Consider the following 13,415-nt stretch of genomic DNA (forward strand, 5'->3'; position numbering starts at 1 on the left):
TCGGGCGCACTCTCGGCATACCCGCGCTCGATTTCGGCATAGTGGGCGACATGGCCCAACGCATCGCCGTCCTCAGTGACACCCACGGCGTCCTGCCCTGCTTGGACGCCGTCCTGGGCGAGCCGGACGTACAGGCCGCGGACCTCATCGTCGTGACCGGTGACCTCGCGGCCGGCCCGCAACCGTGCGAGGTCCTCGACCGGCTCAGCGCACTCGGGTCACAGGTGCTCCTGGTGCGCGGGAACGCCGACCGGGATCTCGTCGACGCGGCACGCAGCGCAGGGTCGCCGTCGCTGCCTCCGGTGGACGCCTGGGCGGCGGATCAACTCGACTCATCGCACGTGGATCTCCTTGCGGGGCTTGCACATCCGGTGACCGTCCCGCTCGACGGAGTGGGTGATGTGCTGTTCTGCCACGGCACCCCGCGCGACGACAACGAAGTGGTCCTGGTCGACAGCCGCCCGTCGTGGTGGGCGGAGGTCCTGCGCGACGTCCCCGAGACCGTGCGCATCATCTGCTGCGGGCACACCCACATGCCGTTCGTCCGGCTGGTGGACCGACGGTGGATCGTCAACAGCGGCAGCGTCGGTATGTCGTACGGGACCCGCGGTGTCCCCTGGGTGCTGCTCGACGAGCGCGGCGTGCAGCTGCGGTCGACGCCGATCGACGCTGAGGAAGTCGCGCGCTCCGTCGTCGCGCGAAGCACCTTCCCGCAGGTGCGCGAATGGGTCCAGGAATACCTCCTGGACCCACCCTCGGATCTCGATGCGGTTCGGGCGTTCGGCCCTCGGGACGGGCGAGCCACGGGCTGGGACGGCTGACCGTCCCAGCCCGGTGGCCCTCCGTCAGAAGAGGTCTTCCGCCAGCGGCGTCGGCGAACCGAACCGGTGTGCCGTGACGGCAACCGCCTGCTCGTGCAGGAACGGCAGCAGCTCGACCCGGCCGGCCTCGAGCACCGGCTGGGCGTAGAGCGCGATGTCGGCGCGGCCCTCGCTGGCGGCGGCGAAGTCCTCGCGGCTGCCACCGATCAGCCGCACGCGGTGCGGTGCGCTCTCCCCGCGGAGGCGTGCCGACCAGGCTGCGGCGTCCTCCTCGACGACCCGCGCACCGGCGGCCTTCACCGCGGTCACGACTCCGGCGTCCAGCGACGTACCGAGTGAGACCATCACCGGAGCGCCCGTGACCAGACCGGCCGCGACGATCCGCACCAGCTGCGCGGGTGCGTCCGCCTCGACGCGCACCGTCACCGGGACGGGCCGGTAGCGGAAGACGTTCTTCTCCGCCAGCAGTGCGGAAACGTCCTTGGCAGTGCTGAATTCGTCCTTCCACGCGAGCGCGTCCGAGCCCGCGGCGCGGTTCAGGAACGCTGCGTCGTCACCGCTCAGACCCGAGCCGTCGATCAGTTGCTGCACCGCAGCCGAGACCGGGGCAGACGCGGTCGCCGGGCGCGGAGCCCAATCAGTAAGTCCGACAAGGTAGTTCGGGCCACCGGCCTTGGTGCCGGCGCCGACCGCCGACTTCTTCCAACCGCCGAAGGGCTGCCGGCGCACGATCGCGCCGACCGTCGTGCGGTTGATGTAGGCGTTGCCCGCCTCGACCTTCTCGATCCAGGTCTCCAGCTCGCTGCGCTCCAGCGAGTGCAGTCCGGCGGTGAGGCCATAGTCGGTCTGGTTCTGGATGGCGATCGCCTCGTCCAGATCGGCGGCTGCGATCAGGCCGAGCACCGGACCGAAATACTCGGTCAGGTGGTATTCCGAGCCCCGCTTGACGCCGGTCTTGACACCGGGCGACCAGAGACGGCCCTCCGCATCGAGCTGCTCGGGCTTCACCAGCCACGACTCACCGGGCTCCAGTGTGGTGAGCGCCTTCTTCAGCTTGCCGGCCGCCGGCTCGATGACCGGGCCCATCTGGGTGGTCGGGTCGCTGGGGAAGCCCACCTTCAACGAGGTGACGGCGTCGATCAGCTGGTTCCGGAAGCGGTCCGACTCGGCGACCGAGCCGACCAGGATCGCCAGCGAGGCGGCCGAGCACTTCTGCCCGGCGTGGCCGAAGGCCGACGCGACCAGGTCCTTGACCGCCAGGTCCAGATCGGCATTCGGGGTGACGATCATCGAGTTCTTGCCGGACGTCTCGGCCAACAGCGGCAGGTCCGGGCGGAACGTCCGGAACAGCGCCGCCGTGTCGAACGCGCCGGTGAGGATGAGCCGGTCCACCTTCGGCGAGGAGACCAGCGCGCGGCCGACCTCGTTCTCCGGGACGTGCACCAGGTGCAGCACATCCTTGGGTACGCCAGCTGCCCAGAGGGTTTCGACCAACAACGAGCCGCAGCGAGCTGCTTGCGGCGCGGGCTTGACGATCACCGCGGAGCCGGCGGCGAGGGCGGCCGCCATACCGCCGGTCGGTATGGCGAGCGGGAAGTTCCACGGCGGCACCACGAGCGTCAACCGGACGGGCTGCGGCTCGGCACCGTCGACGCGCTCCAACTGCTCGGCCAGGTCGGCGTAGTAGTTCAGGAAGTCGATGGCCTCGGAGACCTCCGGGTCGCCCTGGTCCAGCGTCTTGCCGCACTCGGACCCGGCGACCTCCAGCAGGTCGGCGCGGCGCTTCTCGAACTCGACCGCGGCGGTGCGCAGGATGTGCGCGCGCTCGGAGGCGGACCGGGCGGCCCAGGTGGCACCGGCCGCGTGTGCGGCGTCGATGACGGTCTCCACGGCGTCGGTGGTGTCCACGGAGTGCGCGGTCACCAGGTCCGCGCCGAGCGTGGAAGCGCCGATCCGGTTGATGATCTCGGTGCCCCACGCGCGGTTGCCGAGCAGCGACGGGTCGGTGTCCGGCGTGTTGGCGAAGCGCGCGAGCGGCGCCTCGGCGACCGGCTGCCGGCGATCCTGCACGCGATGCGGTGCCGGCACGTCGTCGGTCAGCGCGGCCAGGGAGGCGACGAACCGGTCCTTCTCGCGCTGGTAGAGCGCAGCACTGTCGTGCAGGTCGAACACCGCCGACATGAAGTTGTCCTGGCTCGCGCCCTCCTCGAGGCGGCGGACCAGGTAGGAGATGGCGACGTCGAAGTCCTTCGGGTGCACGACCGGCACGTAGAGCAGCAGGTCGCCCACGGTCTCGCGCACCGCCTCGGCCTGGCCCTCCGCCATACCGAGCAGCATCTCGAACTCGATGCCGTCGCGAACTCCGTTGCGGCCGGCCAGGATCCACGCGTAGGCGATGTCGAAGAGGTTGTGTCCGGCGACGCCGACACGCACGTTGGCGGTCCGCTCGGGCTGCAGCGCGTAGTCCAGCACGGAGAGGTATGACGTGTCCGTCTCCTGCTTGCTGCCCCAGGTCGCGAGCGGCCAGCCGAAGAGGGAACTCTGCGCGCGCTCCATCGGCAGATTGGCGCCCTTGACGAGGCGAACCTTGATCGGCGCCCCGCCTCGAGCACGCCGTGCAGCGGACCATTCCTGCAGCTTGATCATCTCCGACAGGGCGTCCGGCAGGTAGGCCTGCAGCACGATGCCGGCTTCCAACTCGAGCAGCTCGGGCCGGTCCAGGAGGCGGGTGAAGACGTCGACCGTGATGGCCAGGTCGTGGTACTCCTCCATGTCCAGGTTGATGAACTTCGGTGAGCCTGCAGCGCTTTGGGTCGCGGCGTACTGGTAGAGCGGCAGCAGGCGGTCGACGACGTGCGCGACGGCCTCGTCGTGGGACCACGGCGAGTGCGGCGCGACCGGCGACGACGCCTTGATGGAGACATAGTCGACGTCCGGGCGCTCCAGCAGCTGCCGGGTGCCGTCATACCGACGACTCGCCTCCTGCTCGCCGAGCACGGCCTCGCCGAGCAGGTTGATGTTCAGGTGTATGCCGGGCTTCTTGATGCGGCTGATCTGGCTGCCCAGCTTGGAATCGGTGGCATCGATCAGCAGGTGACCGACCATGCGGCGCAACACTTTTCGGGCGATCGGAATGACGACTCCGGGTGCTGCCGAGGACAGCGTGCCACCGGTCCGCAACGCCGCGCGCTGGTACCACGGCAGAAACCCGGGAGTGACGTCGACCAGCTCGCGCAACGCCTGCGCGGCGACGCCGAGGTCCTCGGGCCGGATGACCCGGTCGACGAAACCTACGGTGAACTCCAGGCCGCGAGGATCCTTCAGCACTTCGGCCAGCCGCTTGGCCGAGGGATCGACCGGTTTGGCGGCCGCGGCGTCGAGCCAGGCCTTGACCTGGGTCTCGACTTCGGCGACGAGTTCGACGTCGACATCGGCAGTGGGCACTGGTTCACCTCGGGTTCTTGTCAGGGGTATTGCCAGCATCGAGTATCGGACCAACATCACTTCGGGTAAAGCGATGTTTTTCGATGCATACCCTTCGGATAATCTGAAGCATGCTCGAAGTCCGCAGACTGCGTCTGCTCCGCGAACTCAGCGGTCGCGGCACCATCGCCGAAGTCGCCGAAGTGCTGCACCTGAGCCCGTCGTCGGTCTCCCAGCAACTGAGCCAGCTGGAGCGCGAGATCGGCGTCCCGCTGCTGCGCAAAGTGGGCCGGCGTCTGGAGCTGACGCCCGCTGCGGAGGTGCTGGTCGAACACACCGAGCGGGTCCTCAGCCAGCTGGAGGAGGCGGAGAGCGCCGCCATCGGCGTGTCCGGCGAGGTGTCCGGCACGCTGCGGATCGCGGTCTTCCAGTCGGCGGCGGTCGCCTTCATGCCGCGGCTGTTGGCCGAGCTCGCGACGCGCCACCCGCGGCTGCGGGTCACCATGTCGCAGCGCGAACCCGAGGAGGGTCTGCGCGAGACGGCCGCGCACGAGTTCGACCTGGTGATCGCCGAGCAGTACCCGCACCATGCGGCGCCGCGCTATCCGGCACTCGATCGGGTGCCGCTCACCACCGATGCGCTGCGACTGGTCGTCCCACCCGGCGACGAGTGGGGCGAAATCGCGTCGATCGAGGACGTCCGCAGCCTGCCCTGGGTCATGGAGCCGTATGGCGCGGCGTCGCGGCATTGGGCCGAACAGCTCTGTCGGCAGGCCGGTTTCGAGCCCGACGTGCGTTTCGAGACCGACGACCTGGAAGCGCACATCGCGCTCATCGAGTCGGGCAGCGCCATCGCGGTCGTCCCGGAGCTGATGCTGGTCCGTCGTCGGCCGGTGGCGCGGCTGATCGAGTTGCCGGAGGCCCCGCGCCGCTCGGTCTTCACCTCGGTGCGGCGCTCCAGCGTCGACACCCCGGCGATCGAGGCGTGCCGGTCGGTCCTTGCCGAGGTCTTCCCGAGGACGGTCGAGCTGACCTAGCCACTCAGTCGGCGAGCAATCCCTCGAAGGCGATGGCGGTCAACGCATCCGCGATCGTTTCGGGGCTGATCCGGCCGCTCGGGCGGACCCATTCGGTCAGCGAGTTGACCATTCCGAAGAGCAGTCGACTGATCAGGTCGGGCGGTATGTCGGTGCGTATGCCGCCCTCCGCCGCTGCTTCTGCGACGAGTTGCGCGAGTTCGGCGTCCAGCTCGCGGCGTCGCGTGAGCGCGGCCAACTCGGCCGGACTGTTTCCGCGGACTCGCAGCAACAGCGTCACCGCCGGCAAGTGACCGATCAGGACGTCGACACTGCCGCGGACCGCGCGGCGCAATCGCTCCAGCGCCGGCACCGAGGTGTCCGACCGCGCTGTCTCGACGGCTTCGGACAGGTTGTCCAACGCTTCGTCCAACGCCCGCTGCAGCAGGTGCTCCTTGCTCGGAACGTGGTGGTAGAGAGCGGATTTGGAGAATCCGAGGCGACTGGCGAGGTCACCCATGCTGGTGGCGTCATACCCCTGCAGATTGAACAGCTCGATCGCCTCACGCAGCACGGTCGCCTGGTCCTTGCCAGGTCGTCCGCGCCGGCGCGGTGCCGGTTCATCGGCGGCTGTCGTCATACCCCGAGACTTTCACACTTCGGATGGTTCGCCGGGGATCCCTCCCCGGCGAACCATCCGGCTGACTACCAACGAGACCCGAAGGTGACCGGGTACGCCTCCACGGCACCGGACTCGGACAGCCGAAGCACGTCATCGATCAACGACTGCGGTCCGGCGAGATAGCTCCACGCGTCGTCGATCTCGTTGCCGATGAACCATGCTCGGTCCTTCGGCCACCACCACATCGGGCCGAGCGGGTCGGTCTCGTCGTCGGTGAACGAGTCGGCCGCTCCGAGGCAGTCGATCGCATCGAGCGGTCCCTGCATCAGGTAGGCGTCTCTGCCGCCCCACCACGAGACCTCCGGGCAGCGTTCCAACACGGCGGTCGTCTCGGCGGTGCGGCGATCGGCTTCCTGCTGGAGTTTCGCGGTCCGGTCGCGCTGCTCGTCCTCACTGATGTCCTCGGCGTAGAACGCGAACACGCCTCGTGAGGTCTGATGGAGTCCGCCGTGTCCGCTCCACAGCCCGTAAAGACACTCCTGGGGCGTCGTGGTCGCGGAGGTGAGCAGCGGCAACAGGGTCGCGACGATGCTCCGAGTCAGGACACCTTGCTCGGTGTTGTACGGCTCGACCTCCTGCTCGAGATAGGCACTCGGGCCGCTCTTCAGGTACGTCGGCAGTGTCTCGTTCCACCGGACAGCACGGGGGATGTACTCGCCGTTGTCCGGGCCGATGTCCTCGGTCAACTCGTGCATGATCCGCACGACTGCGGGGAACCTGTCGGGCACGATCAGCGCGACGCCGTCACGGCCGCGCATACGGGACAGCGCCCATTCGCCGGACTCGACGGGGGCGGGCTGCATCAACGAGAGCGCCTTCATACCCACCATGGTGCAATCTTCACGCAAGCAGTACCAACGGTTTTCACGCGTCGGCGAGCGGTATGACGAGCAGCGTCAGATCGAGAGCAACGACCGCGGACGCGATGGCCCAGCAGACAATCCGCATGGCCAGGGGGTTCACCTGCTCGCCCATGACCGCAGCCGACGACGTGAGATGCACGAGCGGGATGAGGGCCAATGGAAGCCCGAGCGCCAGTGCGACCTGGGACCACACCAGCAGGTCGACCGCCGGCACGTTGCAGGCGAGGAGCGCGACGGCCGGGATCAGCACGACGACTCGGCGAACGAGGATCGGGACGCGGCGGCGCAGGAGGCCGGCCATGACGACCTCGCCGGCCCGGATGCCGACCGCGGTCGACGTCACCCCACTGACCAGCAGTGCGAGGATGAAGCCGACCCGGGCGCCATCACCGACCCGGTCGGCCAGCGCGTGCGCGAGGGCGCCGAAGTCCTCGTCCCGATGTCCGCGCAACGCCGTCGCACCGAGCACCAGCATCGACACGTTCACCGTGCCGGCGAGCAGCATGGCGAGCGTGACATCGAGGCGGTTGTCCCGGAGTCGCTGCCGGATGCTGCCGGCCTGACCGGTGGTGAGCGCGGAGTGCAGATAGATCGCGTGCGGCATCACGGTCGCGCCAACGATGCCGGTGGCGAGCAGGACCATCTGCTGGCCGTGCAACTGCGGTCGTATGTCCAACCCGACCGGAGCCGGACCCATCGCGACGCCGAGGATGAATCCTGCTCCGATCAGGGCCAACCCGAGCACCATGACCAGTTGGAAACTGCGTTCACCGACGCGATCCCGGAGCATCATGAGTGCGCCACCGACGATCGCTGTGATCACGGCGCCGGACCACAGCGGTATGCCGAGCAGCAGGTGCAGGGCGATGGAGGCGCCGACGACTTCCGCCAGGTCTGTGGCAACCGCCACGCCCTCGGCCTGCAGCCAGTACACCAGCCGCGCCGGACGACTCAGTCGAGTGCTGAGCACCTCGGCCAGCGAATTGCCGGTCACCGCACCGAGTTTCGCGGACAGGTACTGCACCGGCCCGGCCGCTGCGACGGCGAGCAGCACGACCCACAGCACCGCGAAGCCGTATCGCGAGCCGGCCGTCGTGTTGGTCGCGATGTTCCCCGGGTCGACATACGCGATGGCGGCGACGAATGCCGGGCCGAGTCGCAACAGACCGGAGCGGGTATGACGCGGGCCCCGCAACACACCGTCAGCTGTGGTCGTGTGTCGCGGGGCCCGGGCGGATCGAACGGTCATGCTCACGAACCGGCTTGGGCGTCCACCTCGTAGCTGGTGTTGATCGACTCGAAGAAGTTGACCAGCTCGAGCGTGTCGTTGGCGGTCGCCATCCACTTCGCCGGATTGCTGACGCCCCAGTGCGCTCCGAAGCCCAGCTCCTCCAAGCGGCGGTCGGCCAGGTAGCGCACATAGGTGTTGATGTAATCCGCGTTCAGGCCGAGGATGCCGCGGGGGAGCAGGTCGCGGTTGTACTGCTCCTCCATCTCGACCGCGTCGAAGATCATCTGCTGGATCTCCTCGGCGAACTCCTGCGTCTGCAGGTCGGGGTTCTCCTCGAGAACCGTCAGGATGAGGTTCATCCCGAACTTCAGGTGCAGCGACTCGTCACGCACGATCCAGTCGATCAGTGAGCCGAAATTGCGCAGCAGGTTCCGCTGCCGGAAGCTGAGCGCGACCATGAAGCCGCTGTAGAACCAGATGCCTTCCAGTACAACGTTGTACGCGACCAGGTTGCGGACGAAGTCACGCTTGCCCTCGGTGGTCGTGATGTCGAGGGTCTGTTCCGCCATTCGCTGGATGTAGCGGACCTCGAACTCCTCCTTGGCCGCCATCGACGGTATGTCGACGTGCGCGGCATACGCCTCCGTACGATCGATCGGGAAGGTCTCCAGGACGTACTCGAAGGCCATGCAGTGGTTGGCCTCTTCCCACATCTGCTTCGCGAGGTAGAGGTGCGCCTCGGGAGCGCCGACGTAGGGGTAGACGCCGAAGGCGAGGGCCTTGTTGACGAGCAGCTCGTTCGGGTTGAAGTAGCTCATCAGGAACGTGACCGCGTGCCGCTCCTCGTCGGTCATCCGCTCGAAGTCGCCCAGGTCCTCGCCGAGCTGGATCTCGTGCGGGAACCAGGTGTTGGCGACGGCCTGGTTGTAGAGGTCGTAGGCCCACTGGTAGCGGATCGGCTTCAGTAGCAGTCCGTCCTGAATGCCGGTCCCGAGGATCGACGACGACGGAGAGTCGGGGCTGGTGGATGTCATTGGCAGGCCTCGCAGTTCAACAGTTCCTGGGGGTCGGTCGGACAGGTGAAGCCATCGGCGAAGACCACGTCCGGTGCGCTGGTCGGGGCTTCCGACGACTCGGCAGGTGGCGCCGGCGCCTCCACCGCGACGGAGGCAGGCGCTGGCGCCTCCACCTGAACCGGCGCCTCGGGGGCGACGGGTTCGGCAACCACGGGCGCGGCTGCAGCGCGGCGTGCGAAGCCGAATCCGCTTCCGGTACGGCCGCTTTCGACGGCCTTGTTGACCTTCACGGTCGACTGCTCGGCCTTGTGCCGCGGCTTCATGTGCAGGTAGTAGGTCGTCTTGACGCCCTTGCGCCACGCGTCGACATACAGGTCGCTCATGCCGCCGATGTCCCGCGACTCGAGGTAGATGTTGCGGCTGATCGCCTGGTCGATCCACTTCTGGGCGCGCGAGGCGACGTGCAGGTATGCCGAGGCGGGCAGCTGGAACGAGGTCTGGAAGACCTCCAGCAGGTCCTCCGGGACTCCGGACACGGCCGAGAGGTCGCCGCGCGACCGCAGCAAGTCCTCGCGGATCGAGTCCCAGAGGCCACGCTCCTGCAGTGCGGCCACCAGGTTGCGGTTGACCTCGAGGAACTTTCCGGACGACGTGGTGCGCGAGAACAGCTGGGAGAACTGCGGATCCAGGCCGGGCGTCGTGCCGGCGACGAGTCCGATGGACGCGGTCGGCGCAATGGCCATGAGGGTCGCGTTGCGGATGCCGTCCTTGACCCGTCCACGCAGCGCATCCCAGTCCATCCGGGTCGTACGCGGCACGTCGACCTCGACGCCACGGCGCTGCTGCAGCGTCTCCAGCGTGTCGATGGGCACCAGTCCGCGGGACCAGCCGGAGCCGGCGAAGTTCGGGTAAGCGCCCCGCTCCTGAGCGAGGTCGCAGGACGCGTCGATCGCGTGCCAGCTGATGAACTCGGTCAGCTGATCGATGAGATCTGCGGCCTGCTCCGACGCGTAGGAGAGGCCGAGCTTCTCCACGACATCGGTGAATCCCATGAATCCCAGTCCGATTGCGCGGTTCTGGTCATTGGAGTGCTCCGACTCCGGCACCGACGAACGCGTGATATCGATGAGGTTGTCGAGCTGTCGGACGGCGAGGCGCGCGGACTCGGCGAGCCGGTCCCAGTCCCACTGCCCGTCGACCAGGTGGCGGGAAAGGTTGATTGAGGCCAGGTTGCAGACCGACACGTTGTCGCGGTCCTGCGGCAGGGTGATCTCGGTGCACAGGTTCGACAGGTGGATCGTGCCGGTGTTGTCGTTCAGCGCGCGCTGGTTGATCGTGTCCTTCCAGGTCAACCAGGGGTGCGACGTCGTCTGCAGCGAGACGAGGATCGACTTCCACTGTGCCCGAGCGCGAATCTTCTTGAAATTGCGGAGTTTCCCGGTCTCGGCGAGCGCGACATACTCCTTGTAACGGCGGGAGAAGTCGTCACCGAAGAGCTCGACCAGGTCGGGGGTCTCCAGCGGGTCGAAGAGGTACCAGTCGTCGTCGGCGACGACGCGCTTCATGAACTCGTCGGACAACCACACGGCGGTGTTGGCGGTGCGGGTACGACGGTAGGGGTCGCCGGCGTTCTGCCGCAGGTCGATGAACTGCGGGAAGTCCAGGTGCCAGTTCTCCATGTAGAAGCACAGTGCGCCGAACTTCTTGCCGCCGCGGGAGACGGCGCGCAGGATCGAGTCGATCGTGTGCATGAACGGGATCGGGCCGGTCGACGAGGTGTTGTTGCTCCGGATCGGACTTCCCTCGGAGCGCAGTTTGGTGACCGAAAGGCCAATGCCACCAGTGCCTTTGGTGAGCCACATGACATCACGCATCGACTTGGCGATGTGCTCGATGTCGTCGTCCATCTGCATCACGAAGCAGTTGGACAGCTGCGGGGTGTTGGTTCCGGCGTTGACCAACGTGGAGCCGGCGGCGAGGTAGTCCAGCGACGCCATCTTGCGGTAGAAGCCGATCGCGGCCTGGGTCGGGTCCTTCTCGTTGACCGACATACCCATGGCGACGCGCATCCAGAAGTACGCCGGGACCTCGAGCGGCTGACGCCTGGAATCCGTTGCCATGTAACGGTTCTTGAGCGTGACGATCCCGATGTAGCGCAGGCCGTCGTCCTGGTGGTGGTCGAGCGCCGCAGCCAGCTGCTCGAGGTTGAACGCGGAGGCGAGACGGGCGTCGAAGAGGCCGTCCTCGACGGACAGCCGGATGTAGCCGGGGAAGCGGGCCTGGTGCAGGAGGGCGAGCTCGGACTGGGTCTCGAAGTCGCCGAGCACCTTCTTGTAGATCGTCTTCAGCAGCAGACGCGACGCGATGACGTCGAAGTCGGGATCGTCCTTGACGTTCTGGACCGCGACCGAGATGGCGGCCTCGTCGAGTTGTTCGGTGGTGATGCCGTCGAAGAGCGTGATCGCCAACTCCGAGGCGATCTGCATGGTCATCGACATGGCGTTCGGTAGGCCGTCTGCGGCCCGCTCGATCGCCCGGTTGATGCGGTCTGCGTCATACGGCTCGCGTGAACCGTCGCGCTTGGTGACATGAATGGCCACGTGCGGTGTCTCCCGTCTTCCCTCGCTGTCGACCGGCGAGGAGAGGACGGCGAGCGAAGACCATGGGCCGGTCGGCCGACGGTCGCTCGTTCGTCAGCCCTTCCCTCGCGGGCTGCGGTCGGACTCGTCCACGGGTGCGTGGGCGAGGCAGTGGCAGGTCTTCGGACTCGTGACTCCGTGCGCCGTGGCGCACACCTACTGGTCGTCGCTTCCCGGGTTGTCGGCCCAGTGCTGATGACGACGTTCGTCCTCACTCACCGCTGCGGGGGCAGTGCCGGATTTTCACCGGCTTCCCTCTTTCCTCGGGTGCTTCAGCCGACGCCTGGCGCCAGCTGAAGCACTCGAACCAGCTGCAAGACACACACTATCTAGGGGTGACTCGTTTGCCAAGCCCCAACATGCTGTAGTTGCATGCCTGTAATTTCACCGCTGTCAAATCGGCAGAATGGCGCCAAATGTTGAAAAAGAACTTACGAAATCCTGATGCGTAAATTCTTATCAAGACCGCGTCGGCGCCCGTAACGTGATGCCGAAGCCGCCGTGGACGCACCTCATGGCCGGTGCCCCGGGACCCGACCACAGGAGTGACAACGCATGCGACACCTCGTCAGGAAGACCCTCGCGACGACCGTCGGTGGAGCCGCGCTGGCGGTGGCCTCGTTCGGCGTCATCGGCGTGCCCGTCGCGCACGCCGCCACCACCCACGGATGCCCGGACGGCTACGTGTGCATCTACCCCGACGCGTCCTGGAACAACGACACCCCGTCGCTGAAGTTCTACAACTACGGCGCGCAGAACCTGTCCGGACAGGTGGGGAGCCACCGCGTCTTCAACAACCAGACCGACGGTGCGGTGGTCCAGCTCTGCACGGCGTATGACGGCGGCGGATGTGGAGCCGCACAACAGCCGGGCTGGTACGGCGACGTCGACCTGACCCCGATCAACTCGGTGCTGCTGGCGAAGACCGCCCAGACGAACAACCAGGAGGCGTCATACGACTTCCTGGTCTCGATCGGCTACACCAGCAAGCAGGCCGCCGGCGTCGTCGGCAACCTGATGCAGGAGTCCGGACCGAGCGTCAACCCGAACGCGACCCAGTCCGGCGGTCCGGGTCGTGGCATCGCGCAGTGGAGTGTCGGCGGTCGATGGGACACCGACGCCAACGACAACGTGGTCTGGTACGCGAACCAGCTCGGCATGTCGCCCTGGTCGCTCGAGTTGCAGCTGCGATTCATCCAGTACGAGCTCGACACCTACAGCTATTACGGGAAGGGACCGTTGGTCGCCTCGACGACGATCCACGACGGGACGGTCGCATTTCAGGACTACTTCGAGGGCTGCGGCGATTGCAACACCCCCCAACGGGAGGCCTACGCGAACCAGGTCTTCGCCGCCTACGGAAGTTGATCCGTTCCGGCAACGGGTATGCGTCCGGTTCACCTACGCAGCTCCGGGCGGCCTCATTCAGCAGTCGTGACGTGTGTCATTCGGTCACGCAGCAGCTCACCGGCGACCGCGTACCTGTCGTGGCTGACCTCGTGGATCAGGACGTGCACCGAGTCGGCCGGCGCCCCGGTACTGCTGACGATCGCCTCGGTGATGCCGGCGGCGATCAGTTCGTATTGCCGATCTCGATCGCCGCGCATGAGCTCTGGGATGATGTCGAGGTTGACGATTGGCATGTTTCGTCCTTGTGTGGGGTTCTGGTTGACGTGGTCCACGATGGACCGGCTGAGTTCATCGTGGAAGACGGCACTTTCGAG

10 protein-coding genes and 1 riboswitch are annotated in these 13,415 nt (G+C 67.0%); of the genes, 3 read left to right on the forward strand and 7 right to left on the reverse strand.

From position 1 onward, the window contains the following. Positions 1 to 50 precede the first annotated feature (50 nt). Entirely contained in the window at positions 51 to 821 is a 771-nt protein-coding gene (locus tag ACZ50J_RS01845) for a metallophosphoesterase family protein (RefSeq protein ID WP_464299588.1), read from the forward strand. Between the two features lie 24 nt (positions 822 to 845). Here ACZ50J_RS01845 and ACZ50J_RS01850 read toward each other — a convergent pair whose 3' ends face one another. Continuing rightward, complete coding sequence (locus tag ACZ50J_RS01850; RefSeq protein ID WP_464299589.1) at positions 846 to 4,304, reverse strand: bifunctional proline dehydrogenase/L-glutamate gamma-semialdehyde dehydrogenase; 3,459 nt, start codon at positions 4,302 to 4,304, stop codon at positions 846 to 848. A 71-nt stretch (positions 4,305 to 4,375) separates the two neighbouring features. On the opposite strand from ACZ50J_RS01850, the gene ACZ50J_RS01855 reads away from it, so the two are divergent. Next, positions 4,376 to 5,281 carry a LysR family transcriptional regulator gene (locus tag ACZ50J_RS01855; RefSeq protein ID WP_464299590.1) on the forward strand — a complete coding sequence of 302 codons (906 nt, stop codon included), beginning with the start codon at positions 4,376 to 4,378 and terminating at the stop codon, positions 5,279 to 5,281. 4 nt (positions 5,282 to 5,285) lie between these two features. Here the strand turns inward: ACZ50J_RS01855 and ACZ50J_RS01860 are convergent, their stop codons facing one another. The 5 genes from ACZ50J_RS01860 to ACZ50J_RS01880 form a co-directional block, all read right to left on the reverse strand. Beyond that, positions 5,286 to 5,900: a TetR/AcrR family transcriptional regulator gene (locus ACZ50J_RS01860; protein ID WP_464299591.1), complete on the reverse strand. Its 615-nt coding sequence runs from the start codon at positions 5,898 to 5,900 to the stop codon at positions 5,286 to 5,288. Between the two features lie 65 nt (positions 5,901 to 5,965). Then, positions 5,966 to 6,763 carry a hypothetical protein gene (locus ACZ50J_RS01865; RefSeq protein ID WP_464299592.1) on the reverse strand — a complete coding sequence of 266 codons (798 nt, stop codon included), beginning with the start codon at positions 6,761 to 6,763 and terminating at the stop codon, positions 5,966 to 5,968. Positions 6,764 to 6,806: 43 nt separating this feature from the next. After that, on the reverse strand, positions 6,807 to 8,054 hold the full coding sequence (locus tag ACZ50J_RS01870; protein WP_464299593.1) for an Nramp family divalent metal transporter: 1,248 nt from the start codon (positions 8,052 to 8,054) through the stop codon (positions 6,807 to 6,809). 2 nt (positions 8,055 to 8,056) lie between these two features. Next, positions 8,057 to 9,070: a ribonucleotide-diphosphate reductase subunit beta gene (locus ACZ50J_RS01875; protein WP_464299594.1), complete on the reverse strand. Its 1,014-nt coding sequence runs from the start codon at positions 9,068 to 9,070 to the stop codon at positions 8,057 to 8,059. Then, a complete protein-coding gene (locus tag ACZ50J_RS01880) occupies positions 9,067 to 11,652 on the reverse strand; it encodes a ribonucleoside-diphosphate reductase subunit alpha (RefSeq protein WP_464299595.1) in 2,586 nt (861 codons plus the stop codon). Before ACZ50J_RS01880 ends, ACZ50J_RS01875 begins: the two co-directional genes overlap by 4 nt. A gap of 135 nt (positions 11,653 to 11,787) precedes the next feature. Continuing rightward, a riboswitch (cobalamin riboswitch) is annotated at positions 11,788 to 12,001 on the reverse strand. Between the two features lie 245 nt (positions 12,002 to 12,246). On the opposite strand from ACZ50J_RS01880, the gene ACZ50J_RS01885 reads away from it, so the two are divergent. Then, positions 12,247 to 13,059: a phage tail tip lysozyme gene (locus ACZ50J_RS01885; RefSeq protein WP_464299596.1), complete on the forward strand. Its 813-nt coding sequence runs from the start codon at positions 12,247 to 12,249 to the stop codon at positions 13,057 to 13,059. Between the two features lie 53 nt (positions 13,060 to 13,112). Here ACZ50J_RS01885 and ACZ50J_RS01890 read toward each other — a convergent pair whose 3' ends face one another. Next, a complete protein-coding gene (locus ACZ50J_RS01890; protein ID WP_464299597.1) occupies positions 13,113 to 13,334 on the reverse strand; it encodes a 2-hydroxymuconate tautomerase in 222 nt (73 codons plus the stop codon). Between the last annotated feature and the right edge of the window lie 81 nt (positions 13,335 to 13,415).

The organism is Flexivirga sp. G2, assembly GCF_055397625.1.

What these genes read in the sequence shown, in the direction of transcription:
- ACZ50J_RS01855 (WP_464299590.1), top strand. Translation starts at nt 4,376, where the DNA reads ATGCTCGAAGTCCGCAGACTGCGTCTGCTCCGCGAACTCAGCGGTCGC.
- ACZ50J_RS01890 (WP_464299597.1), bottom strand. Translation starts at nt 13,334, where the DNA reads ATGCCAATCGTCAACCTCGACATCATCCCAGAGCTCATGCGCGGCGAT.
- ACZ50J_RS01870 (WP_464299593.1), bottom strand. Translation starts at nt 8,054, where the DNA reads ATGACCGTTCGATCCGCCCGGGCCCCGCGACACACGACCACAGCTGAC.
- ACZ50J_RS01885 (WP_464299596.1), top strand. Translation starts at nt 12,247, where the DNA reads ATGCGACACCTCGTCAGGAAGACCCTCGCGACGACCGTCGGTGGAGCC.
- ACZ50J_RS01845 (WP_464299588.1), top strand. Translation starts at nt 51, where the DNA reads ATGGCCCAACGCATCGCCGTCCTCAGTGACACCCACGGCGTCCTGCCC.
- ACZ50J_RS01865 (WP_464299592.1), bottom strand. Translation starts at nt 6,763, where the DNA reads ATGAAGGCGCTCTCGTTGATGCAGCCCGCCCCCGTCGAGTCCGGCGAA.
- ACZ50J_RS01850 (WP_464299589.1), bottom strand. Translation starts at nt 4,304, where the DNA reads ATGCTGGCAATACCCCTGACAAGAACCCGAGGTGAACCAGTGCCCACT.
- ACZ50J_RS01875 (WP_464299594.1), bottom strand. Translation starts at nt 9,070, where the DNA reads ATGACATCCACCAGCCCCGACTCTCCGTCGTCGTCGATCCTCGGGACC.
- ACZ50J_RS01860 (WP_464299591.1), bottom strand. Translation starts at nt 5,900, where the DNA reads ATGACGACAGCCGCCGATGAACCGGCACCGCGCCGGCGCGGACGACCT.